A 19874-nucleotide genomic window follows, 5' to 3' on the forward strand; every position below is an offset into this window, starting at 1 on the left:
GGTGCGGAAGGCTCGGGCGCAGGCTCCCTTCCGCCCGGCGTGTTCGCGTCCGGGCGGCTGCTGGTTCTCGTTGATGGGGCGAGTGGCGGTCAGCCGGTGGGCAGGGCCGCGATGCAGCCGATCTCCACCTTGATGCCGGGATGGGCGAGCCGGCTTTCGACGCAGGCCCGCGCCGGCGCCGCGCCGGGCGCCACCCACGCGTCCCACACGGTGTTGAAGGCGGCGAAATCGCCGATGGCGGGCAGCCACACCGTCGCGGTGAGGATGCGCGCCTTGTCGGTCCCGGCCTCCGCCAGGATGGCGTCGATCTTGGCCAGCACCTGCAGGGCCTGGTCCTCGACGCCGGTGGAGACATCGTCCGGCACCTGTCCCGAGACGAAGACGAACCCGCCGAAGACGGTGGCGGCGGAAAGCCGGGGGCCGGCCCCGATGCGGCCGATCACGACGCCGCCTTCAGGGTCGGCAGCACCGCCGGCTTGCCGAGCGCCCGGGCGATGGTGTCATCCAGCATGTCGAGGCGATCCTGGCCCCAGAAGGCCTCGCCGCGGAAGACGTAGAACGGCGCGCCGAACATGCCGTGGGCGATGCCCTGGTCGGTGTTGCGATAATACTGCTCCGCCGCTTCCTTCCCCTTGGAGCGGGCGAGGATGGCGGCGCCGTCGAGGCCGAGCGCGTCGGCGAGGGCGACGAGGGTCGCCTCGTCCTCGATGTCCTTCTCCTCCACCCACAGGGCGGTCATGATGGCGTGGACGAGGTCGTGCGGCGGCAGGCCCATGTGGATCGCCGCGATGGCGAAGCGCGAGGGGATCTCCACCGTCTGGGTGCCGTACTTGGGCTCGAGATTGATGGGCATACCGAGAATGTCGCGGAAGCGCCGCATCTCCAGCAGGCGGTAATCCTTGCGCTCCTTGGAGCGCAGCGGCAGCTTGATGCCGCCGGTGCGCGCATAGACCGAGCCGATGTCCACGGGATAGTAATTGACCGGCAGGCCATAGCGCTCGCTCATGGCCTTGAGCCGCGGATTGCCGAAATAGGCCCAGTCGGAATTGATCCAGAAGTAATAGTCGATGGCGTCGGAAGTCTGGCTCATGGATTTTCTCCGAAGGGCGGTCAGCGTTCGTTGAACTGGGGGGACCAGCGCAGGAGGCGGCGCTCCACACGCTCGGCGAGGGAGACGAGGCCGATGCCGCACAGGCCGAGGACGGAGATGGCGGCAAACATCTCGCTGGCGTTGAGGGTCGAGAGGGACGAGACGATCAGGTAGCCCATGCCCGTGGTGGTGCCGACGAACTCGGCGATCACCACGCCCACCAGCGAGAAGGAGATGGCGTTGGGCAGGGCTGCGAAGGTCCAGGCAAGGGCACTCGGCACCCGCACGTTCCACAGGATCTGCCGCGGCGAGGCGCCGAGCGTCTGGCAGAATTGCAGGATGTGCTTCTCCACCGACAACGACCCCTTGAAGGTGTTGAAGAAGATGAGGAAGAACACCACGAACCAGACCGTCACCACCTTCGCCAGAAGGCCGAGGCCGAACATCATGGTGATGAGCGGCACCATGGCGATGCGCGGCAGCGAGTTGCACGAGACGATGAAGGGGTTCAGCGTCCGCGCCAGGATGGGATTCTGGCTGAGCACGAGGCCGGCCGCGAAGCCGGTGACGCTCGCCACCCCAAGGCCGAGCAGCGTCGCCGCAAGGGTGGAGCCGAGGTGGGGCAGGAGGAAGCCGGCCTGCGCGCCGAAGGTCCAGGTCCACAATTGCTCGGCGACCAGCGAAGGGCGCGAGATGAAGAACGGATCGAGGAAGGTGTTCTTCATGAGGTAGGGCACGCGGGTGAGCCCTTCCCACAGGCCGAGGAAGACGGCGAGCAGCGCCACCTGATAGAGCCGCACGCGTGCGGTCTCGCCCAGCCCCGGGCGGCGGGCGGGCGGGGCGGCGGGGGCGAGCGGGGCGTCGAGGCTTTCCATGGCGCTGCTCATGCCGCGGCTCCGATCACCGTCTGCGTGCCGTCCGGTGTGCGCTGGTATTCACGGCCGAGCACCGCCCAGAGGGCCTTGAGGTGCTGGCCGAACGCATCCGTCTCGCGCACGGCGTAGGGATCGCGGGGGTGGGGGATGTCGATGGCATGGTCGAGCAGCACCCGGCTCGGCGGACCCGACAGGACGATGACGCGGTCGGCCAGCGCCACCGCCTCGTCGAGGTCATGGGTCACCATGACGATGGTCTGTCCCAGCTGGCGCCAGATCTCGTGCAGCTCGCGGTGGAGGTTGATCTTGGTGTGGCTGTCGAGGGCGCCGAAGGGCTCGTCGAGCAGCAGCACCTGCGGGTCGCAGGCCAGCGTCATCAGCAGCGCCGTGCGCTGGCGCATGCCGCCGGAGATCTGGTAGGGGAAATAGCCGGCGTAGGGCTCGAGGTTGGCGAGCTTGAGCAGGCCCTTGACCTTCTCCGCCACGCGCGCGGGCGGCAAGTGGGCGAAGCGCAGGCCTAGGCCCACGTTCTGCTCCACCGTAAGCCAGGGCAGAACCGTATCCTTCTGGAACAGGTAGCCGAGGCCCCGCGGCACGGTGCCGGGCTCCACCGGCGCGCCATTGACGATGATGGTGCCGGCGGTCGCCGGCTGGAAGCCGGCGATCATGTTGAGCAGGGTGCTCTTGCCGCAGCCGGAGGGACCGACCACGCAGACGAACTCGCCCTTGGCAATGTCGAGGGAAACGCTGCCGATGGCGGTGTGGCGGGTGGTCTTGGAGGTGTAGGTCTTCCCCACCGCGTCGAGGCGGATCATCGTGCGCATCACGCCTTGCCCCGCGCCTTGAGGACGAAGGAATTGTCCACGAGGTCGGCGAACTTCGCCTTGGCGGCGAGGACGTCGCTTTGATACATGCGGCCATCGCCCATCACCTTCATGAGGTTGGCGTAGGCGTCGGGCGTGAAGGTGTTGTCGAAGTTCCAGATGGCCTTGAACTTGTTTACCGCGGTGACCAGCGCGGTGAGGGGCGTGTTGGGCAGGAAATCGGACTTGATGAGCTCGGCGACCTCCTCGGCCGGCGCCGCCTTCACCCAGTCAGAGCCCTTGACGATGGCGGTGACCAGCTTCTGCACCTCGGCCGGCTTCTCCTCGACGCTCTCCTTCAGCACATAGACGCCGGTACCGGGCAGGTCGCCCTGGAAGATGGCGTTCCAGTCGCCGTCGCGATCGGCCTCGAAGATGGGCACGCCCCAGCCCTCGGCCTTGGCGGCGTCGAGCATGGCGAAGGTGGCGATGCAGCCGTCCACCGAGCCCGCCTTCACGGCCCCGAGCATGGTGGTGAAGTCGCCCAGCGGGCGGAAGTCCACCTTGCCCTTCAGGCCGGCGGCCTCGGCGATGTAGACGCCGAGCAGCCAGGTCCAGGCCTGGGGCTGAGTGACGCCCACCTTGCGGCCGGCAAGGTCCTTCACGCTGCGCACGCCGGCCTCGTAGGCGGCCTTGCCGACGATGATGTTGGCGGCGGCCGGGCGGCGCTCGAACGATGCGACGAGCACCGACGGCTTGCCGGCCACGGTGAGCGCGACGGAATCGCTCGATCCGGTCGAGGCGGCGAAGACCTGCCCGGCGGAGAGCATCTGCTTGGTGCGCGGGCCGCTCTGGGAATTGAGGTGCTCGATGTCGAGGCCGGCCTGCGCGAAATAGCCCTTCTTGAAGGCGGCGTAGATGAAGGCGTAGCAGGGATCGAGACTCGCCACGCCGAAGGTGGCGGCCGCTGCGGCGTGGAGCCGACCCGGCATCAAGGCGAGGCCGGCGCCGGCAGCGGCGGCGCCCAGAAGATTGCGGCGGGTGATATGAAAATTGGCCATGCTGATCCCCTTCGTGGCTGGTTCTGAGCGGGCCGGCCGGATGCATCGCCCCGCCGCCGTCTTGGCGCTCCTTCGATGCCGGCGGCCTCGGTCCGCGACCCGGTCCCCCGACCTCAGTTGCGAGCTACTCGCAAAGCCAAACAAGTTTACCAATGGAAATCAAGCGCCGATTTTGCGGGCATTCCGCATGCCGCTCGAAAAATAAGCAGACGACGGCAAATTGCCTTTTGAATCCATCTATATCTGGCCAATCGCTCAAGATGGCATCCCGCTCTGGCGAAAATTTCCGCAAATCGCGTGTTTACTGAGAGAACCGAAGATGCCAGAAGCTATTCCCGGCTGGGATAAACGCTTTGCCCATCGTCTCCGCCGGCGAAGGATTGCGCCGACGCCTTGGAACGGCTTTAAGAAGGCCAGAGCGTTGGCCGCGGGCGCCGTAAGCGGAGTGGGGTGTGCTCGATATTTCAAAGTCCGATCGGCTCGGACCAAATCTCAGGACGCTGCGCGTCGAGCGCGGGCTCACGCTGGATCGCCTTGCCACCATGAGTGAGCTGACGCGGGGCTACCTCTCCCTCGTGGAGCGCGGCCTGAAGACGCCGTCCATCGCCGCTCTGCTTCGCCTCGCCGCGGCGCTGGACGTTCACGTCGCCCAGCTGTTCGACCTCAATGCGATATCGAGCCCGCGCTACACCCTCCAGCGCGCCACCGACGTGGCGCCGGGCGAAGGCGGCGCCGCGGGACTTGTGCCCCTCGCCGCCGGTCGCGCGCGCAAGGCCATGGAGCCCTTTCTCATCCGCCCGCCCATGGCTGGCGACACCAAGGCGCGCCCGATCCATTGGGCCCATCACGGCGGCGAGGAGATGGTGTTTGTCGTCTCCGGCAGCATCACCGTGAAGCTGGGATCGGAAGAGCTGCTGCTGGAGACCGGCGACTGCCTCTATTTCTCCGGCGAGGAGCGCCACGACCTGCGCAGCGTCGGGGACCGGCAGGCGCAGGTGCTGGTGGTGATCGCCGTCAGCGCCCCCGAGGACGCCGATACAGCCCCGCACACCGAGGCATAACCGCCATCGCCGAGACGGTCGCGCGCAGGCGCGGCTCCATCCGAGGAGAGGCCGCGCGACACGTCGCATTCGTCCCCGGGCGGCCTCCCTTCTCGTCTGCCCGCGTGGGTCGAAGGACAATGTCGTAGGACATCCTGACAAGGCCGCCCTGGGTGGACCTGGTCCCGGCCCGTGGGCCACACCCTCCATGGCAGGGCCGGCCCTGTGTGCGGCCCCGTTCTTGCTCGGGCTGCGCCATGGACTTCACCAGCGACAATACCGGCGCCCTTGCGCCGCAGATCCGGGACGCGCTGCTTTCCGCCGATGCCGGGCGGGTGCCCTCCTATGGCAACGACCCCTGGTCGCAGGCGCTCGACCGCGCCTTCGCCGAAGTGTTCGGCGCGCAGGTGCGCGTCTTTCCGGTCGCCACCGGGACCGCCGCCAACGCGCTCGCCCTCGCCCACCTCATCCCGCCCTGGGGCGCGGTGCTGTGCCATGAGGAAGCGCACATCCACACGGATGAATGCGGCGCTCCCGAATTCTTCAGCGCCGGCGGCAAGCTGGTCCCGATCGGCGGCGATCACGGCCGGCTCGACCCCTCCGCCGTCGCCGCAACGCTCGCGGAATTTCCACCCGGCTCCGTCCACCAGGTGCAGCCGGCGGCGCTGTCCCTCAGCCAGTCGACGGAGGCCGGCACGGTCTATGGACCCGACGCGGTCGCCAACCTGTGCGCCACCGCCCGCACCCGCGGGATGAGGGTGCATATGGATGGCGCACGCTTCGCCAATGCGCTGGCCGGCCGCGCCGCCGCGCCTGCCGCGCTCACCTGGCAGGCTGGCGTCGACGTGCTGGCCTTCGGCGCCACCAAGAACGGCGCCATGATGGCGGAGGCCGTGGTCTTCTTCGACCTTGCGCTGGCCGAGGGCTTCGCCCTGAGGCGCAAGCGCGCCGGGCAATTGCTCTCGAAGAGCCGCTATGTCGCCGCCCAGCTGCTCGCCTATCTCGCCGACGATCTGTGGCTGCGCTTGGCTGCGCACGCCAACGTCATGGCGGGCCGCCTTGGCGTGGGGCTCAAGGCCGAGGGCTATGCGAGCGTCCATCCGGTGGAGGCCAACGAGGTCTTCGTCCGCCTGCCCGATGCGATGGCCGCGGCGCTCCGGCGCGGCGGGGCGCTGTTCTACGACTGGCCGTCCCGCGCGTGCGGCCCGGACGGGCGCCGCTTCGTCACCTCCTTCGCCAGCCGCGCGGAAGAGGTGGATGAACTCTTGGCGCTAGTGCGGGCCGGATGAGCGGTGTAGCGCGCCACGCGGGAAGGAGAACGGGATGGCAAAGATCGAGGTCCGGCAGAGCGCCGGGGGCGAGCCGCTGAAGTTCGCCGTGGTGGTGCGCGACGACGCAGGCGAGACCCAGCACGTGGTCACCATGGCGCCGGCCAACTGGCAGGAGCTGACGGCGGGCGCCCACACGCCGGTCAAATGCGTGGAGGCCGCGTTCCGCTTCCTTCTGGACCGGGAGGCGAAGGAGCAGATCCTCGCCCGCTTCGACATGGCGACCGTGGCCTATTACTACCCCGATTTCCCCCGCCAGCTGCCGTCCTATCTGTCGCCCACGTAGGCGGCGCCGTCGCCCGCCTCGCCCCTGGGCGGACGATCGCTATTGCCGGATGTCGGGCTCCACCAGCCGCGCGAGATTGCGCAGGGATTCCTGCCAGCCGAGATAGCACGCCTCGGCGGGAATGACGTCCGGCACCCCGGCCTGGACGATCTCCAATTCGGTGCCGACGGCGACCTTCTTCAGCGTCACCGTAACGTCCATCTCGCCGGGAAGGTTGGGATCGTCGAACGTGTCGGTGTAGCGGAGCCGCTCATTGGGCACGAGCTCCACATAGGCACCGCCGAAGCTGTGGCTCTCGCTCGTGGTGAAGTTGCGGAACGACATCCTGAACGTCCCGCCCTCCGACGCCTCCAGATGGTGAACGGTGCAGGCGAAGCCGTTGGGCGGCAGCCATTTGGCGAGGGCATCGGCCTCAAGGAAGGCACGATAGACCTTGTCGGGGCTCGTCGCGAGAATGCGGTGCAGGCGGATGGTGCTGGGCATCTGTGGCTCCCATGAATGACGGCGACGATGACGACGGCGCCCGACGCGCTACGCGCGTCCCGACTATCCCGCCGACCTGAAGCGAGGACGATCCCGCATCACCAAGGCCGACAGCCGCTTCGGCAATTTTGCTCCGCGACCACTCCGTCGCATACCATGTCGCCGGCTCCCGGCTGGCCGGTTTGGGTTCAGCGAATCTGCCGCTATCCTGCCGCCGGCATGGCAGGCATGGCAGGCAGGGTAAGGCAAGGATCGCAGGTCGCATGACATCCAATCGACAGCGGCGCACTCCCGGCGCTCTTCGTCCGGACCCGCGCACCCGCCGCATCGGAGGCCGCCCTTGACCGCGGACGTGACCGACGCTCCGGCCGCGCATCCCGAGCGCGTGGCCTTCCTCGCGCGGCTCGACGCGGCCAAGAGCGCGGCCGCCGTGGCCGAGACGCAGTTTCGCGCGGAAGCGGCGCAGCGCGCCGAGGCGCTGGCCCGCGCCCGCGCCTATGCCTACCGCCGTGCCGACCTCATGACGGCCCTCGCCGGCGCGATCGAAGGCGCCGAGGACGCGGAACTGGCGGCGGCCGCCGGCCAGGTCCTGCTGCGCACCCGCCTCGGCTGGTCCACGGACAGCGATGCCCGCGCCGAGGTGCTCACCCGTTTCGCCCCCGTGGCCGTCGCCCTGTTCGAGGCGGACGCGGACGCCACCCCGGACGCCGCCCTGGCCGCCTTCGAAGAGTGGTATGAGGCGACGCGGCAGAGCAGCTTCTGGTATCTCTTCGAGCATTATCTGCCCGACACCCCGCTGGTGGACTTCTGAGCGGCCATGGCTTTCCAGACCGATTTCGACGACTGGCTGGCCGGCACGTTCGCCGCGCACGGCCCGTTTACCGCCCTGGTGGTGCTGGTGCGCATCGCTGAGCCGCAGGTGACGCCGCTGGCATCCACCTTCCTCAACATCATCGGCGACGAGGTGGATTGGGCCGGCATGATCGCCCTGTTCGCCGGCGCCCGGAAGCCATGGGACGGCGCGGTATTCTTCGCCCAGCTGGACGTGGACGAGCCGCTGGGGAATGGCGAGGCTCGCGGCCGCCTGCGGGCGCTGGAACAGCGGGTGCGTGAGGACCGGCTCGTCATCAACGAGGGAGATTTCTTCGATTCCCTCGGCCGCCGCCTCAAGGTGGAGGAGATCACCCCCAACTGACGCGGACTATTCGATGGGGAAGTCGAAATAGGTGTCAGGGAAAGGCTCGTCCTTCAGCGTGAAGTGCCACCACTCCTTGTCGAACGGCTTGAAGCCGCCGTGAGCCATCAGAGTGGCCAGAAGCGCGCGATTGGCGCGCTGGGCGGAGGTCACTGCCGGGGAAGCGGGCCACGAGCGTGGGCTGAACAGGTCGAAGGGCGTCCCCATGTCCACGTCGCGCCCGCTCGAAACGTCGAACAAGGTGAGGTCGAGAGTGGAGCCGCGCGAATGGCCCGAGCGCGCAGCGATGTAGCCCTCGGCGAACAGATCCTTCTTCGCCACGTCCGGGTAGTAAGTCGCCTTGGTCCTCTCGTCGGCGAGGTCGCTCGCCCAGCGGGCGAAGTGGGCGACCGCGCGGGCCGGACGATAGCAATCGAAGATGCGCAAGCCGTAGCCCTTCTTGCGGGCCTCCGACGCCACCTTGGCCAGCGCCTCGGCAGCGGGGCGGGTGAGGAAGCAGCGGGCCGCGCCATAGCCGTCCACCCGCGTCCCGACGAAATTGTCGCTGCCGAAATAGCGCACGTCGAGAATCGCCCCCGGCACGAGACCCGCCACGTCGACAAAAATATTCGGTCGATCGGTGCGCGCGTCCGCCGCGAGCGGCAAGCCGGCGAGGCTCAGGGCGAGGGCTGCGGGCTTCAACAGTCGATCCATGAGAAAGGAGGGCATCGGGCTCGGGCGCGTTGCGTCGCGCTAAGCATAGAAGCGCGACGCCCCACTGAAAACCGTCCGCTCCGTCACAGCCGGGTGGGTTCGTCCGGCAGGATCGGGGGATCGTCGAGGGGTGCGGGCTCCGGGAAGGGCTCGCGGCGCGGTTCACGGGAGGGATCATCGTCCGGCAGCGGCGGAAGATCCGGCCCGGGCTCAGGCGGCGCAGGCGGGTCTTCGAAGGGCTGCGGCGGGGGAACGGGCGGCTCGGGGGTCCGGCCCGGATCGGGCGTCTGGGGAAACGGCCCGCCCTCGAGCGGCGTGATGACGATGGCCGGGGTGGTGGGAAGCTGAGGAGGAAGAGCGGGTGTCATGGGCGCACTCCTTTTGAGGAAAACGCCCCCTCCTTCCCCCTGTTCCGGCGCGGGAGACCGGTGGCCTCCCGCGCGGCGCATCAGGAGAAGAACTCGGTAATGGACTGCCAGATGCTCTTTTTCGGAGCCGCGGCGGCGCCGGCTTCGGCCGGACGGGCGCCGGGGGAGACCGTCCCGCCCGGCGCGGCGGACGCGCTGGCCTGGGATTTCGCCACCGCCTCGGGAGAGAAGTCGGCGGCGAACGACCCGATCTTGGAGAGAGTCACGGGCCCGGCCATGCCGTCAGCCTCAAGACCGTTCTTCTCCTGGAACTCCTTCACCGCCTTGGCGGTGCCGGCACCGAAGGCGCCGTCAGCCGTGATGCCCAGCGCCATCTGCAGCTTCTTCACCGCCTCGCCCTTGGAGCCTACGGTGAGCAGCACCAACTCCGGCAGGCCCAGCGCCGTGAAGGTATCGGGACCGGCGATGCCGTCCGCGGAAAGGCCGTGCTGTTTCTGGAAGGCCTTCAATGCCTCCTCGGTGGCCGGGCCGAACTGGCCATCCGCCGTCACGCCGAGCTTGGTCTGCAGGATCTTGACCGGTTCGCCAGCGAGCCCACGCTTCAGAATTGCCATGTTTTGCCCCTTGCAGAATTGGGGCGACGCCGCACCAGGCGACACGCCCGATGGGAAAAGCATGACGAAAGCGTCGCGGTTCCGGTCCGCAAAAGAAAAATGCCGGGTCCTGGAGGGGACCCGGCAAGTATCGCCGCAGAGCGGCGAACCTTCCAGAGGGGAACAGCTGATACACCGCACAAGGTGCAATCAGCGCACCCCCAACATGCTCCCGGATTAGGCAGCTGGCAACGCATGCTGACCGCATATCAGGCATGTGCAGGGCGCTGGGCTCTGCAGCCAGATCCCTACTTAATTACCTTCTCAGGTCATAAATCAGTAATTCCAGCGCTGCGCCTTGGAGATCAGAAAGTCCCGAAACACCTGAATACGGGCCACCGAGCGCACTTCTTGAGCATAGGTAAAGTATGCTTCCAGTTTGGGCGTCTCGCGGTCGGTGAACAGCTGCACCAGCGAGGTCGAGTCGTCCGAGAGGTAGTCCGGCAGCGTGCCGATGCCGACGCCGCGCTCGACCGCCCGCTTCAGACCCAGCACGTTGTTGACTTCGAAGGCGGGGATCCGCGGTTTGGAGCCGTCGCGGCCTGCGTGCTCCAGCCAGTTCAGCCCCTGGAAATAGGAGGGGATGGGGCCGCCGAGCAGCAGAATGCGGTGCTTGTCCAGCTCGTCGAGCGAACGCGGATGGCCGTGGCGTTTGAGATAGTCGGCCGACGCATAGGCATGGAAATGCACGGTGAAGAGCTTGCGCTGCACCAGGTCCGGCTGCACCGGCTGGCGCATGCGGATGGCCACGTCTGCCTCGCGCATGGCGAGGTCCAGCTCCTCGTCGGTGAGGATGAGCTGGATGCGGATGTCGGGGAACAACTCGACGAACTCGCCCACCCGCGCCGTCAGCCAATGGGTGCCGAGGCCCATGGTGGTGGTGACGCGCAGGTCGCCGTTGGGCTTCTCGCGGCTGTCGGTGAGCTGGGCGCGCGCCGATTCCAGCTTGAGGAACACCTCGTGGGCGGTGCGGTAGAGCAGCTCGCCCTGCTCGGTCAGGATCAGCCCGCGCGCATGGCGGTGGAACAGGGGGACCTTGAGCTCTGCCTCCAGAGCCGAAACCTGCCGGCTCACGGCCGACTGGGACAGGCCCAGCGTCTCGCCTGCGTGGGTAAACGAACCGGCTTCGGCGGCGACGTGGAAGACCTTAAGCTTGTCCCAATCCATCAGGCCCGAGCCCCTTGAGCGTCACCGGCCATAATGGCCGGCGAGGTGGCGCTGTCTTTCTTTCACGCGGGAAAAACCGTCGCGCCCCCACGCGACGGACCTTCCGAGGCATGCGCCTGCAGAGCCGACAAGGACAAGACGGCGCGGCGGCTATTCTGCCGCCTTTGCCACCCCCTGGTGGGCCATGAAACGTTCCGCCTCGAGCGCAGCCATGCATCCGCGGCCCGCAGCCGTGACCGCCTGACGATAGACATCGTCCGCCACGTCGCCTGCCGCAAAGACACCCGGTACCGACGTGGCCGTCGAATCGGGCGCTGTCCATACATAACCGCTCTCTTTGAGCTTCAGCTGCTCTTTCACCAGCTCTGTGGCAGGCGCATGGCCGATAGCGATAAATATGCCGTCAGCGGGCAGCTCGGTCAGCGCCCCGGTGCGCACGTCGCGCAGGCGCGCGCCGGTGACCTTGGAGATGAGGCCGCTCTCGCCCAGCACATCGGCGAGCTCCGCGTTCCACACCACGTTGACCTTCGGATTGGCGAACAGGCGCTCCTGCAGGATGCGCTCGGCGCGGAAGCTGTCGCGGCGATGGACCACCGTGACCTTGGCCGCAAAATTCGTCAGGAAGAGCGCCTCCTCCACCGCCGTATTGCCGCCGCCCACCACGATCACCTCCTTGCCGCGGTAGAAGAAGCCGTCGCAGGTGGCACAGGCGGAGACGCCGAAACCGCGGAAGGCGGCTTCCGATTCGAGGCCGAGCCAGCGGGCCTGGGCGCCGGTGGCGAGAATCACCACGTCGGCAAGCCAAGTGTCCCCCGATTCCGTCACCATGCGGAACGGTCGCTGGGACAGATCAAGGCTGGAGACGTGGTCGGTGATGATCTTGGTGCCCACATGCTCGGCCTGGGCGCGCATCTGCTCCATCAGCCAGGGGCCCTGGATGGGCTCGGCGAAGCCGGGATAGTTCTCCACATCCGTGGTGATGGTGAGCTGTCCGCCGGGCTGGATGCCCTCGAACAGAACGGGCTCGAGCATTGCGCGCGCTGCATAGATGGCAGCCGTATAGCCGGCCGGGCCGGAGCCGATGATGACGACCTTGACGGAATGGGTAGTCATGATGTCCTCGAAAAACACGAGGCTGCGAAAGGGCCGGCGCCGGTCGGAAGCGGCCGGGCATGGGCGGCGCAGCGGAAGCTATGCCCAAATGTAGGGGCTCGCCCGCAACGCCACAAGCACGGGGCGCCGGCCTTCGCGCCGCACCCTGGCAAGATTATTTCGTTGCGTTGCCACATGCGCGCACTAAGGTGCGCAGGCCTTTGCCATGGGGAGCCGCGCCTTGACCGTTCGCCTCGACGCTGTCGACTGGAAGATCCTCGACGAGCTGCAGCGGGACGGTCGCATGACCAATGTCGAGCTGTCGCGCCGCGTCGGCATTTCGGCGCCGCCGTGTCTGCGGCGGGTTCGGGCGCTGGAGGAGGAAGGCATCATCGAGGGGTATCGCGCCCTGCTCGACGAAAAGCGCCTCGGCTACGACCTGATGGCCTTCGCCATGGTGCACCTCATCAGCCAGGCGGAGAGCGACCTTTCGGCCTTCCAGGAGCGCATCGCCGGCTGGACGCTGGTGCGCAGCGCCTGGATGCTCTCGGGCGACGTTGACTTCCTGATGCTCTGCGTGGCGCCGGATTTACGCACCTTCCAGACCTTCGTGCTCGACATCACCGCAGCGCCCAACGTGCGCAACGTGAAGACTGCGCTGACCCTGAAGCAGGCCAAGGACGCCCCCGTGGTGCCGCTGGAGGCCGGGCTGCCCAAGGGGACGTAAGAAACTTCGCCGTTCCCCGGACAAGCTCCACCACAGGTGGAGCGCCGATCCGGGGTCCAGGAGAAAGGTCGGCGAAGCCGGCAATCACCCCGGACCGCGGAACAAAGCCGCCTTCGGCGACATGTTGCGCTGGGCCACGGCTCTCCTTCCGCTCCGCTCCACTCGGCCGAGGCACGATGGCGGCGCGAACTGCGACAGCTGACGCTACGCCCAGCGCACCCCGACGATCTCGAAGGAGCGCGCGCCCTTGGGGGTGACGACCTCCACCGATGCGCCCTTCTTCTTGCCTATGAGCGCACGCGCCATGGGCGAGGAGATGGATATGCGGCCGGCCTTGGCATCGGCCTCGCTGTCGCCGACGATCTGCCAGACCTTCTCTTCCTCGGTGTCCTCGTCCACCAGCGTCACCGTGGCGCCGAACTTCACCACGTCGCCCGATAGCTTTGAGACGTCGATCACCTCGGCGCGGGAGATCTTGTCCTCCAGCTCGGCGATGCGGCCCTCGTTCAGCGACTGCTGCTCCTTGGCCGCGTGATATTCAGCATTCTCGGAGAGATCGCCATGGGCGCGCGCCTCGGAGATGGCATTGATGATGCGCGGACGCTCCACCTGCTGACGTTGCTTCAACTCTTTTTCGAGGGCGGCAAAGCCGCCCGCCGTCATCGGAATCTTCTCCATGGGTCCTTTTAAGACCTCCTGAACCTGCTCGGTGCGCCGGCCTTGGGCGCTTGGGGCTGGCCGGCGTCGAAAAGAATGCCGCGCCGCGAAGCGTTTTGCTCCGCAGCCGCGGCGATTGCCTCGTCCCCGGGCGAGAACCGCCCTCGGGCAAGACTCAAATCCCGCCCGGCGCGGGCAACGCAGGGCGGGCATGGCGGATCCGCCCGTGACGGCCTGAGGGGCTCACGCGCGTCGCGGTCCACGGGGGTGAGAAATCAGGCGACGGAGGCTTTGCCTCGCGCACCGCCCTGCGATTCCTGCCCGCCGGCGCCGAAATAACCCTGCAGCGGACGCACCGTAAGGTCGCCGCCCACATAGGCCTTGATCCCCTGCGCCGCCGCGATGGCTCCGGACAGCGTGGTGTAATACGGCACTTTCTGCAAGAGGGCCGCACGGCGCAGTGACCGGCTGTCCGCAAGGGCCTGGGCCCCTTCGGTGGTGTTGAACACCAGCTGGACCTCGCCATTCTTGATGGCGTCCACGATGTGGGGCCGCCCCTCCAGCACCTTGTTGATCTTCATCGCCGGAACGCCGTGCTCCTCCAGGAAGCGCTGGGTGCCGGAGGTGGCGATCACCTTGAAGCCGAGCTCCACCAGCGTCTTCATGCTGGGGAGGATGCGGATCTTGTCGGCATCCTTCAGGGAGACGAACACCGTGCCGGACTTCGGCACCTTGGTGCCGCCGCCCAGTTGGCTCTTGGCAAAGGCGACGCCGAAATCGGTATCGAGACCCATCACCTCGCCGGTGGACCGCATCTCCGGGCCGAGCACCGTGTCGACGCCGGGGAAGCGGGCGAAGGGGAACACCGCCTCCTTGATGGCGATGTGGCCGATCTTCGGCTGCTCCAGCTTGAAGGTGGCGAGCTTCTCGCCCGCCATGACCCGCGCCGCGATCTTGGCGATGGGCAGGCCGATGACCTTGGCGACGAACGGCACCGTGCGCGAGGCGCGCGGGTTCACCTCCAGCACGTAGATCTCGTCGCCCTTGATGGCGTACTGCACGTTCATCAGCCCGCCGACGCCGAGCGCCAGGGCCATGGCCGCGGTCTGCTTCTCCAGCGCTGCCAGGGTATCCGGCGAAAGGGAATAGGACGGCAGCGAGCAGGCGCTGTCGCCCGAATGGATGCCCGCCTCCTCGATGTGCTCCATGATGCCGGCGATGAACACGTCGGTGCCGTCGCACAAAGCGTCGACGTCCACCTCGATGGCATCCGACAGATAGCGATCGAACAGCAGCGGGTTCTTGCCGAGCACCGTATTGATCTGGCCGGTCTTGTCGTTGGGATAGCGGGCCTTCACCTCCTGCGGCACCAGGCCGGGCAGGGTCTCCAGCAGATAGTCGCCGAGCTGGCTCTCCTCGCGGATGATCTGCATGGCGCGGCCGCCCAGCACGTAGGAGGGGCGCACCACCATGGGATAGCCGAGCTCGCCGGCCACCAGGCGGGCCTGCTCCACGCTGTAGGCGATGCCGTTGGCCGGCTGGCGGATCTTGAGGCGGTCCAGCAGCGTCTTGAAGCGGTCGCGGTCCTCGGCGAGGTCGATGGCGTCCGGCGAGGTGCCGAGGATGGGCACCTCCGCATCTTCCAGCGCCTTGGCGAGCTTGAGCGGTGTCTGGCCGCCGAACTGCACGATCACGCCCTTCAGCGTGCCGTTGGTCTGCTCGCGGGCGATCAGCTCCAGCACGTCCTCGGCGGTGAGCGGCTCGAAATAGAGCCGGTCGGAGGTGTCGTAGTCGGTGGAGACGGTCTCCGGGTTGCAGTTGACCATGATGGCTTCATAGCCGGCCTCCTTCAGCGCGAAGGCCGCATGGCAGCAGCAATAGTCGAACTCGATGCCCTGCCCGATCCGGTTCGGGCCACCGCCGAGGATGATGACCTTCTCCCGGTCGGAGGGGCGCGCCTCGTCGGCGAGGACGCCGGCGAAGGGCGTCTCGTAGGTCGAGTACATATAAGCGGTGGGCGAGGCGAATTCGGCCGCGCAGGTATCGATGCGCTTGTAGGCCGGCCGCACGTCCAGCGCGTGGCGCCGCGCCCGCACCTGCGCCTCGCTCAGCCCGGCAAGCGAGGCGAGCCGCGCGTCGGAGAAGCCCATGGCCTTGAGGCGGCGGAACTGGCCTTCCGTGCCCGGCAGGCCGAACCGGCGGACCTTCTGCTCCATCTCCACGATGCCGCGGATCTCGGCGAGGAACCACGGATCGATCTTGCAGGCGGAATGGATCTGCTCGTCGGACAGGCCGAGGCGCATGGCCTGCGCCACGTAAAGCAGGCGGTCAGGCGTCGGGGTGCCGAGCGCGGCGCGGACGGCATTCTTGTCGTCGCCCTGGCCGAGGCCCTCGATCTCGATCTCGTTGAGGCCGGTGAGGCCGGTCTCCAGCGAGCGCAGGGCCTTCTGGAGGGATTCCTGGAAGGTGCGGCCGATGGCCATGGCCTCGCCCACCGACTTCATGGCGGTGGTCAGCACCGGGTCGGCGCCGGGGAACTTCTCGAAGGCGAAGCGCGGGATCTTCGTGACCACATAGTCGATGGTGGGCTCGAAGGAGGCCGGGGTCGCGCCGCCGGTGATGTCGTTCTCGATCTCGTCCAGCGTGTAGCCCACCGCAAGGCGTGCTGCGACCTTGGCGATGGGAAAGCCGGTGGCCTTGGACGCCAGCGCCGAGGAGCGCGACACGCGCGGGTTCATCTCGATGACGATGAGCCGGCCGTCCACCGGGTTCACCGCGAACTGCACGTTGGAGCCGCCGGTCTCCACCCCGATCTCGCGCAGCACCGCAAGCGATGCGTCGCGCATGATCTGGTATTCCTTGTCGGTGAGCGTCAGCGCCGGCGCCACCGTGATGGAATCGCCGGTGTGCACGCCCATCGGGTCGATGTTCTCGATGGAGCAGATGATGATGCAATTGTCCGCCTTGTCGCGGACAACCTCCATCTCATACTCCTTCCAGCCCAGCACGCTCTCCTCCACCAGCACCTCGTTGGTGGGGGAGGCATCGATGCCGCGCTCGATGATCTCGATGAACTCCGCCTTGTTGTAGGCGATGCCGCCGCCGGTGCCGCCCATGGTGAAGGACGGACGGATGATGGCGGGCAGCCCCACCTCCTCCAGCGCCTCGAGCGCCTGGGGCAGGGTCTTGATCTGGCGCGACCTGGGGGTGGAGAGGCCGATCTTGGTCATGGCCTCGCGGAACAGCTCGCGGTCCTCGGCCTTGTCGATGGCCTCGGCGGTGGCGCCGATCATCTCGACGTCATACTTCTCCAGCGTGCCCATCTTCTTGAGCGACAGGGCGCAGTTGAGCGCGGTCTGGCCGCCCATGGTGGGCAGCAGCGCGAAGCCCTTGGAGCGGTCGCCGCGCTCCTTCTCGATGATCTTGGTGACGATCTCGGCGGTGATGGGCTCGACATAGGTCGCGTCCGCCATGTCCGGATCGGTCATGATGGTCGCGGGATTCGAGTTCACGAGGACGACCCGGTATCCCTCCTCCTTCAGCGCCTTGACCGCCTGCGTGCCGGAATAGTCGAACTCGCAGGCCTGCCCGATCACGATGGGACCGGCGCCGATGATGAGGATGGTTTCGATATCGGTGCGTTTCGGCATTTCTGTCTGGCGCTCTCCACCGTCGCCGGCCGGTCCTTCAGGGCCCGGATCCGGCAGCGGGATCGGTTTCGTCGAAGCAACGCGGCAAGGTTGCCGGCCGGCGCTCGCTGCCCTTCCTATCGCGCTCCGGGCGCAAAAAAAGGGCCGCGGTGGAACGCGCCCCCGGAAGCATCGAGCGCCGCACCGGACGAGCCCCGATGCGTGCGCGCGCCGGGGCGGACCGAGTGCGAGAACGTCACACCCCGGGAATTTCCTCGACCCTGCGCGCTGATGGGCTTCCTTAGACCATAATTTGCGGCGACGGAAGCCATGACGCCCACATGACGCGCGCCGCCGGCCCCGAGCCGCGCCGCGGCTTCCTCCGGAGACAGCCTTGCTCCCGCCTGCCCTGGCACAGACGGTCGCACGCTACCGCGCCAGTCATGGCGATCTGGTTCGGCAGTTCGCCACCTTCGTCGGCGTGGGCCTTGCCGCCGCAGCCGCCCATTTCTCCACCCTCGCCGTGCTGGTGGAGATGGATGCCCTCGGCCCGGTGCTCGCCTCCGCGGTGGGGTTCGTGGCGGGCGGTACCGTCTCTTACGTGCTCAACCGCCGCTTCACGTTCGAGGCGACGCGCTCCCATGCCGGCGCGGTGCCGCGCTTCATCGCGGTGGCGGGCGTCGCCTTCGGCCTCAACGAGGCGCTCATGTGGCTGTTCGTCCACGAGGTGGGGCTGTTCTACCTGCTGGCCCAGTTTCTCACCACGGGCATCACCATGATGTGGACCTTCACCGGATACCGCGCATGGGCGTTCGCCCACCGGGCCGGTGCGCACGGCTGAGCTGGCCTCGCTGCGCTCGGACTTTAGGCTGTCCGCTCTCCGATGAAGGCCATGCGCTGCTGGTTGTGGCCGACGTTCGGCCGCACCCGTCGCGCATCGAGCCCGGCGTTGCGCAGCAGCGCCAGTATCTCCGCCTCCTCATAGGTGGTGAGGCCAAGCTCGGCGCGCAGCTTGCGATACGGCGAGACCGCCGTGCGGGCCAGCCCGACAACGGCCGACAGCAGGAACTTCTCCCGCGCCGCCAGCTTGAGCAGAGCAGCCGCATCGGCCAGCGCACTGACATGGGGCGGGATGATGTCGGCGATCAGCAGCCGGCCCCCCGGCGCCAGCAGGCGGTGCCACTCCGCGACGAGCTGCGCCAGCAGGTCCCGGGAGAGATACTGCGCCACCGAATTGCAGATGATGAGGTCGAAGCTGCCGTCCGGCAGAGCCGAGACCTCCTCCGGCGCCATTACCTCGATCGAAGGCACATCGGCGAAGCGCTCGCTCAGCCGCTCGCGCACGGCGGGCGCGGCGTCGCTCAGGACAAGGCGTCCACACCGACCCGCCAGCTCGGCCGAGGCGAGGGCCTCGCCGCAGCCGAAATCGAGCACCCGCGCCTGCGGCCCCGGCACGTAGCCTGCAAGGTCGCGGGCGATGGCCCGGTAATGCACCGCCTTGTGCCGGTCGTTCACATAGATGGCGTGGCTGCCGTTCCAGAACGAGATCCAGTCAGCCATCGCTTATCCTGAGAGGGGGGTCGAAAGGGTCAGCGGGCGAACGCGATGCCGGCTTCGGTCTCGGCGATCGCGCCGTTGACCAGCTCGAGCGCCCGCTCACGATGGCCGCCCTTGTTCGGCTCGGCCGAAACCAGAGCGGCGCGGGCCGCGCGCAGGGATTCGAGGGCGGACACCATATAGGGCTGGTCGGCCACGGCGGTCTGGATCAGCCCGGCGGTGGCGAGGCCGGCACAGAAGGCGGCGGCGATCGTCAGCGGGCGAACGGCAGTCTTGATGCGCATCATGATCTCACTCGCGGTTCGATGGACATCGGGCGTCGCCGGGCCAGATGCTTACCACAGGGCCGGCGAACGGCGCCAGCCGGCCAGCCTTGGCAAAGTCGCCCCGGCACCGGCCGCATCATGGAAAAAGCCCCGCCACGGCGGACCGGGCGGGGCTGAGCGGTCCTTGCGTGTCACCAGCGGCAGTGCAAGCCGCCGTACGGGCCGCGCCAGCAGCCGCCGCCGCCCCAATAGGGGCCCCGGCCCCAGTACGGTCCACGGCCATACCACCAGTCGATGAACAGGCTGGCATTGGTCCCGGAGACCGGCTTCTCATCGCTCAGCAGCTTGTAGGTGAACACCAGCGTGTCGCCGGTGAGAACCGGATTGGTCAGCTCGACCACGGCCAAGCTGGGCTTGCCGTCCGCCGTCACCGAGAGGGTCGCGTTGGGCGGATCCCGCTGGAAGCTGTCCTTGCCTTCGTTCCACAGCTTGATGAAGCCCTCGGTGGTCGTGTCGCCGGTCATGCGCTCCGGCCGGTCCGTGAACATCACCGTCTGGGGCGCGACGCCCTTCAGGGTGATGGTCTTCTCATCGACCACGACGGAATCGGCAACCTGGACGAACAGCCAGTTCGCCGGCTTCATTTCCTCCACGTTCGCGGGCCTTGTGCCCTGCGCGAACGCGCCGCCGACAGCGCACACGGCTGCCAGCAGCGCACCAAGAATCATGCGCTTCATGAGGGTTTCTCCCTGCGAGCGAGACTTTGCCGCCGCGAGGCAGAACTCTACATCCGAAGCTCCCGCGTGCCAGTGTCAAAATCGCAATTTCAAGTGATTCCAAACCAGCCGGGATCGCGATTACAGCGTCGGCAGGATGAGACCTTGCGGCGGCCGGACAGTGAAAT

General features: G+C 67.6%; 23 protein-coding genes. 7 read left to right on the forward strand and 16 right to left on the reverse strand.

Annotated elements, in window-relative coordinates; translation table 11 throughout:
- Positions 1-89: 89 nt before the first annotated feature.
- From ABLE93_RS03200 to ABLE93_RS03220, 5 genes are read right to left on the reverse strand one after another with little or no spacing between them, the layout of a single operon-like run.
- Positions 90-443 (reverse strand): RidA family protein, encoded by a 354-nt coding sequence (locus ABLE93_RS03200; RefSeq protein WP_348837868.1) that lies wholly within the window; start codon positions 441-443, stop codon positions 90-92.
- A complete protein-coding gene (locus ABLE93_RS03205) occupies positions 440-1090 on the reverse strand; it encodes a 2-hydroxychromene-2-carboxylate isomerase (protein ID WP_348837869.1) in 651 nt (216 codons plus the stop codon). The genes ABLE93_RS03200 and ABLE93_RS03205 overlap by 4 nt, the downstream gene beginning before the upstream one ends.
- Positions 1091-1110: 20 nt before the next feature.
- Positions 1111-1977, reverse strand: coding sequence for an ABC transporter permease (locus ABLE93_RS03210; RefSeq protein WP_348837871.1), 867 nt, complete (start codon positions 1975-1977; stop codon positions 1111-1113).
- The gene (locus ABLE93_RS03215) at positions 1974-2789 is read right to left on the reverse strand and encodes an ABC transporter ATP-binding protein (protein ID WP_348837873.1); all 816 of its coding nucleotides are present in this window, start codon (positions 2787-2789) and stop codon (positions 1974-1976) included. The genes ABLE93_RS03210 and ABLE93_RS03215 overlap by 4 nt, the downstream gene beginning before the upstream one ends.
- Complete coding sequence (locus ABLE93_RS03220) at positions 2789-3829, reverse strand: ABC transporter substrate-binding protein (RefSeq protein ID WP_348837874.1); 1041 nt, start codon at positions 3827-3829, stop codon at positions 2789-2791. The genes ABLE93_RS03215 and ABLE93_RS03220 overlap by 1 nt, the downstream gene beginning before the upstream one ends.
- Before the next feature lie 452 nt (positions 3830-4281).
- On the opposite strand from ABLE93_RS03220, the gene ABLE93_RS03225 reads away from it, so the two are divergent.
- The 3 genes from ABLE93_RS03225 (at position 4282) to ABLE93_RS03235 (ending at position 6483) form a co-directional block, all read left to right on the forward strand.
- A complete protein-coding gene (locus ABLE93_RS03225; RefSeq protein ID WP_348837876.1) occupies positions 4282-4890 on the forward strand; it encodes a helix-turn-helix domain-containing protein in 609 nt (202 codons plus the stop codon).
- 236 nt (positions 4891-5126) lie between these two features.
- Positions 5127-6158, forward strand: a complete 1032-nt coding sequence (locus tag ABLE93_RS03230) for a threonine aldolase family protein (protein ID WP_348837877.1) — start codon at positions 5127-5129, stop codon at positions 6156-6158.
- Positions 6159-6192: 34 nt separating this feature from the next.
- Entirely contained in the window at positions 6193-6483 is a 291-nt protein-coding gene (locus ABLE93_RS03235; RefSeq protein WP_348837879.1) for a hypothetical protein, read from the forward strand.
- Between the two features lie 39 nt (positions 6484-6522).
- Here ABLE93_RS03235 and ABLE93_RS03240 read toward each other — a convergent pair whose 3' ends face one another.
- Positions 6523-6966 (reverse strand): SRPBCC family protein, encoded by a 444-nt coding sequence (locus ABLE93_RS03240; RefSeq protein WP_348837880.1) that lies wholly within the window; start codon positions 6964-6966, stop codon positions 6523-6525.
- Between the two features lie 340 nt (positions 6967-7306).
- On the opposite strand from ABLE93_RS03240, the gene ABLE93_RS03245 reads away from it, so the two are divergent.
- Positions 7307-7777: a hypothetical protein gene (locus tag ABLE93_RS03245; RefSeq protein ID WP_348837882.1), complete on the forward strand. Its 471-nt coding sequence runs from the start codon at positions 7307-7309 to the stop codon at positions 7775-7777.
- A 6-nt stretch (positions 7778-7783) separates the two neighbouring features.
- On the forward strand, positions 7784-8161 hold the full coding sequence (locus ABLE93_RS03250; RefSeq protein WP_348837883.1) for a hypothetical protein: 378 nt from the start codon (positions 7784-7786) through the stop codon (positions 8159-8161).
- Between the two features lie 6 nt (positions 8162-8167).
- Here ABLE93_RS03250 and ABLE93_RS03255 read toward each other — a convergent pair whose 3' ends face one another.
- The 5 genes from ABLE93_RS03255 to trxB form a co-directional block, all read right to left on the reverse strand.
- Positions 8168-8842, reverse strand: a complete 675-nt coding sequence (locus tag ABLE93_RS03255) for a M15 family metallopeptidase (RefSeq protein ID WP_348837884.1) — start codon at positions 8840-8842, stop codon at positions 8168-8170.
- 95 nt (positions 8843-8937) lie between these two features.
- A complete protein-coding gene (locus ABLE93_RS03260; protein ID WP_348837886.1) occupies positions 8938-9222 on the reverse strand; it encodes a hypothetical protein in 285 nt (94 codons plus the stop codon).
- An 80-nt stretch (positions 9223-9302) separates the two neighbouring features.
- The gene (locus tag ABLE93_RS03265; protein ID WP_348837887.1) at positions 9303-9836 is read right to left on the reverse strand and encodes a peptidoglycan-binding domain-containing protein; all 534 of its coding nucleotides are present in this window, start codon (positions 9834-9836) and stop codon (positions 9303-9305) included.
- A 315-nt stretch (positions 9837-10151) separates the two neighbouring features.
- The gene (locus ABLE93_RS03270; protein ID WP_348837888.1) at positions 10152-11042 is read right to left on the reverse strand and encodes a LysR family transcriptional regulator; all 891 of its coding nucleotides are present in this window, start codon (positions 11040-11042) and stop codon (positions 10152-10154) included.
- Between the two features lie 150 nt (positions 11043-11192).
- A complete protein-coding gene (gene trxB, locus ABLE93_RS03275) occupies positions 11193-12155 on the reverse strand; it encodes a thioredoxin-disulfide reductase (RefSeq protein ID WP_348837889.1) in 963 nt (320 codons plus the stop codon).
- A gap of 220 nt (positions 12156-12375) precedes the next feature.
- Here trxB and ABLE93_RS03280 point away from each other — a divergent pair, with 220 nt between their 5' ends.
- On the forward strand, positions 12376-12861 hold the full coding sequence (locus ABLE93_RS03280) for an Lrp/AsnC family transcriptional regulator (RefSeq protein ID WP_348837890.1): 486 nt from the start codon (positions 12376-12378) through the stop codon (positions 12859-12861).
- Positions 12862-13065: 204 nt separating this feature from the next.
- Here the strand turns inward: ABLE93_RS03280 and greA are convergent, their stop codons facing one another.
- Together greA and carB are read right to left on the reverse strand one after the other, a co-directional pair.
- Positions 13066-13539, reverse strand: coding sequence for a transcription elongation factor GreA (greA, locus tag ABLE93_RS03285; protein WP_348837891.1), 474 nt, complete (start codon positions 13537-13539; stop codon positions 13066-13068).
- A gap of 254 nt (positions 13540-13793) precedes the next feature.
- A complete protein-coding gene (gene carB, locus ABLE93_RS03290) occupies positions 13794-17168 on the reverse strand; it encodes a carbamoyl-phosphate synthase large subunit (RefSeq protein ID WP_348837893.1) in 3375 nt (1124 codons plus the stop codon).
- A gap of 373 nt (positions 17169-17541) precedes the next feature.
- Here carB and ABLE93_RS03295 point away from each other — a divergent pair, with 373 nt between their 5' ends.
- On the forward strand, positions 17542-17988 hold the full coding sequence (locus tag ABLE93_RS03295; RefSeq protein WP_348837894.1) for a GtrA family protein: 447 nt from the start codon (positions 17542-17544) through the stop codon (positions 17986-17988).
- Positions 17989-18011: 23 nt separating this feature from the next.
- Here the strand turns inward: ABLE93_RS03295 and ABLE93_RS03300 are convergent, their stop codons facing one another.
- The 3 genes from ABLE93_RS03300 to ABLE93_RS03310 form a co-directional block, all read right to left on the reverse strand.
- Positions 18012-18707, reverse strand: coding sequence for a class I SAM-dependent methyltransferase (locus tag ABLE93_RS03300; RefSeq protein ID WP_348837895.1), 696 nt, complete (start codon positions 18705-18707; stop codon positions 18012-18014).
- Between the two features lie 29 nt (positions 18708-18736).
- A complete protein-coding gene (locus ABLE93_RS03305; RefSeq protein ID WP_348837896.1) occupies positions 18737-18991 on the reverse strand; it encodes a hypothetical protein in 255 nt (84 codons plus the stop codon).
- Between the two features lie 170 nt (positions 18992-19161).
- Positions 19162-19707 carry a hypothetical protein gene (locus ABLE93_RS03310; protein WP_348837897.1) on the reverse strand — a complete coding sequence of 182 codons (546 nt, stop codon included), beginning with the start codon at positions 19705-19707 and terminating at the stop codon, positions 19162-19164.
- Positions 19708-19874: the final 167 nt, after the last annotated feature.

This window comes from Xanthobacter pollutisoli (assembly GCF_040044995.1).
GTDB lineage: Bacteria > Pseudomonadota > Alphaproteobacteria > Rhizobiales > Xanthobacteraceae > Xanthobacter.

Coding starts and splice junctions, on each gene's coding strand:
- ABLE93_RS03205 (WP_348837869.1), bottom strand. CDS start 1,090: ATGAGCCAGACTTCCGACGCCATCGACTATTACTTCTGGATCAATTCC.
- ABLE93_RS03210 (WP_348837871.1), bottom strand. CDS start 1,977: ATGAGCAGCGCCATGGAAAGCCTCGACGCCCCGCTCGCCCCCGCCGCC.
- ABLE93_RS03215 (WP_348837873.1), bottom strand. CDS start 2,789: ATGCGCACGATGATCCGCCTCGACGCGGTGGGGAAGACCTACACCTCC.
- ABLE93_RS03220 (WP_348837874.1), bottom strand. CDS start 3,829: ATGGCCAATTTTCATATCACCCGCCGCAATCTTCTGGGCGCCGCCGCT.
- ABLE93_RS03230 (WP_348837877.1), top strand. CDS start 5,127: ATGGACTTCACCAGCGACAATACCGGCGCCCTTGCGCCGCAGATCCGG.
- ABLE93_RS03235 (WP_348837879.1), top strand. CDS start 6,193: ATGGCAAAGATCGAGGTCCGGCAGAGCGCCGGGGGCGAGCCGCTGAAG.
- ABLE93_RS03240 (WP_348837880.1), bottom strand. CDS start 6,966: ATGCCCAGCACCATCCGCCTGCACCGCATTCTCGCGACGAGCCCCGAC.
- ABLE93_RS03250 (WP_348837883.1), top strand. CDS start 7,784: ATGGCTTTCCAGACCGATTTCGACGACTGGCTGGCCGGCACGTTCGCC.
- ABLE93_RS03260 (WP_348837886.1), bottom strand. CDS start 9,222: ATGACACCCGCTCTTCCTCCTCAGCTTCCCACCACCCCGGCCATCGTC.
- ABLE93_RS03265 (WP_348837887.1), bottom strand. CDS start 9,836: ATGGCAATTCTGAAGCGTGGGCTCGCTGGCGAACCGGTCAAGATCCTG.
- ABLE93_RS03270 (WP_348837888.1), bottom strand. CDS start 11,042: ATGGATTGGGACAAGCTTAAGGTCTTCCACGTCGCCGCCGAAGCCGGT.
- trxB (WP_348837889.1), bottom strand. CDS start 12,155: ATGACTACCCATTCCGTCAAGGTCGTCATCATCGGCTCCGGCCCGGCC.
- greA (WP_348837891.1), bottom strand. CDS start 13,539: ATGGAGAAGATTCCGATGACGGCGGGCGGCTTTGCCGCCCTCGAAAAA.
- carB (WP_348837893.1), bottom strand. CDS start 17,168: ATGCCGAAACGCACCGATATCGAAACCATCCTCATCATCGGCGCCGGT.
- ABLE93_RS03300 (WP_348837895.1), bottom strand. CDS start 18,707: ATGGCTGACTGGATCTCGTTCTGGAACGGCAGCCACGCCATCTATGTG.
- ABLE93_RS03305 (WP_348837896.1), bottom strand. CDS start 18,991: ATGATGCGCATCAAGACTGCCGTTCGCCCGCTGACGATCGCCGCCGCC.
- ABLE93_RS03310 (WP_348837897.1), bottom strand. CDS start 19,707: ATGAAGCGCATGATTCTTGGTGCGCTGCTGGCAGCCGTGTGCGCTGTC.